The sequence below is a fragment of the Ectothiorhodospira variabilis genome (genome assembly GCF_022227625.1).
Classification (GTDB): Bacteria; Pseudomonadota; Gammaproteobacteria; order Ectothiorhodospirales; family Ectothiorhodospiraceae; genus Ectothiorhodospira; species Ectothiorhodospira haloalkaliphila.
Genome location: NZ_JAJNAO010000045.1, coordinates 1 through 1419, shown reverse-complemented (window position 1 = coordinate 1419; position 1419 = coordinate 1). Strand labels below are relative to the sequence as shown.

At 61.9% G+C, this 1419-nt stretch carries 2 protein-coding genes; both read left to right on the top strand.

Going from position 1 to position 1419, the window contains the following annotated elements:
• On the top strand, positions 1–228 hold a 228-nt coding region (locus LPW30_RS15845), incomplete at its 5' end, for a PD-(D/E)XK nuclease domain-containing protein (protein ID WP_239681359.1).
• A gap of 183 nt (positions 229–411) precedes the next feature.
• Positions 412–1419, top strand: a 1008-nt coding sequence (locus LPW30_RS15840; protein ID WP_239681358.1) for an ATP-binding protein, incomplete at its 3' end; no start/stop codon positions are given.

Here is a 1419-nt window from a genome sequence, read left to right as displayed (position 1 = left end):
GCCAGCCACCACGGCAAGGTGGACATGGCGGTGGATTTCAGCGGCCACATCTACCTGTTCGAATTCAAGGTGGTGGAGCAACTCCCCGAGGGTAGGGCGCTGGAGCAGATCAAGGCCAGGGGCTATGCCGACAAGTACCGGGCCAGCGGCAAGCCGATCCACCTGATCGGCGTGGAGTTCTCCAGTGAGCAGCGGCAGATTGTGGCGTTTGAGGTAGAAACCCTCTAACCCCCGTGGGAGCCGGCCTGCCGGCGATGCACTGCGACAGCAGTGCCCTGGCCATGCTGAGGTGCCCACCGCCTTCGCGGACGAGGCCCGCTCCCACAGGGGCACACTCCCACACAAGCGCAGAACCACCAGGGGCCATGATAGACTGCCCCCGGCACACGACTTGTCCCTGGAGGGCCAGGCATGGCTGACCAACAGCGGCTCAGACTCCCCATCGGCATTCAAACCTTCTCCGAGATCCGCGAGGGGGGTTACTACTACGTGGACAAGACGCCGATCATTGAGCGCCTGGTCCACCAGAATAAGTACTACTTCCTCTCCCGCCCCCGTCGCTTCGGCAAGAGCCTGTTGCTCGACACCCTGCGCTGCCTGTTCGAGGGTCGCCAAAAGCTCTTCGAGGGGCTGTACATCCACGACCGCTGGGACTGGCAGCAGACTCACCCGGTGATTCGTCTGAGTTTTGGCAGCGGCGTGATGCGCACCCGGGAGGAGCTCGACACACGGATTCGTGACCAGTTGTTCCTTGAGCGTGAACGCCTTGGGGTATCACTGCAGCGCGAGACAGACATTGCAGGAGAGTTCTCCGCGCTGATTCGCGATACCCACACCCAGTATGGCGAGCGGGCGGTCGTACTGATCGACGAGTACGACAAGCCCATCCTGGATAACATCCTGGAGCCCGAGCGCGCCCGCGAACTGCGCGAGGGGCTGAAGAACCTCTACAGCGTCATCAAGGATGCCGACCCCCATCTGCATCTGGTGCTGATCACCGGCGTGTCCAAATTCAGCAAGGTGAGCCTGTTCTCGGGGCTGAATAATCTCAACGACATCACGCTGGACAAGCCCTACGCGGACATTTGCGGTTATACGGATGAAGACGTGGATACGGTGTTCGCGACGGAGTTGCCGGGGCTGGATCGGGCTGAGATCCGGGACTGGTATAACGGCTACCGCTGGGGTGGGACGGATACGCCCTCGGTGTATAACCCCTTCGATGTGCTGCTGTTGTTGCAGAAGCGCCAGTTCGGACCCTACTGGTTCGAGAGCGCCACGCCCACCTTCCTGGTGAACCTGCTCAAGGAACGCGGCGTCTTCACCCCCGAGCTCACCGCCTGGCACAGCCGACCGGCACTGCTCAGCCGCTTCGATGTGGACGACATCTCCACCGATGCCCTGCTGTTCCAGACCGGC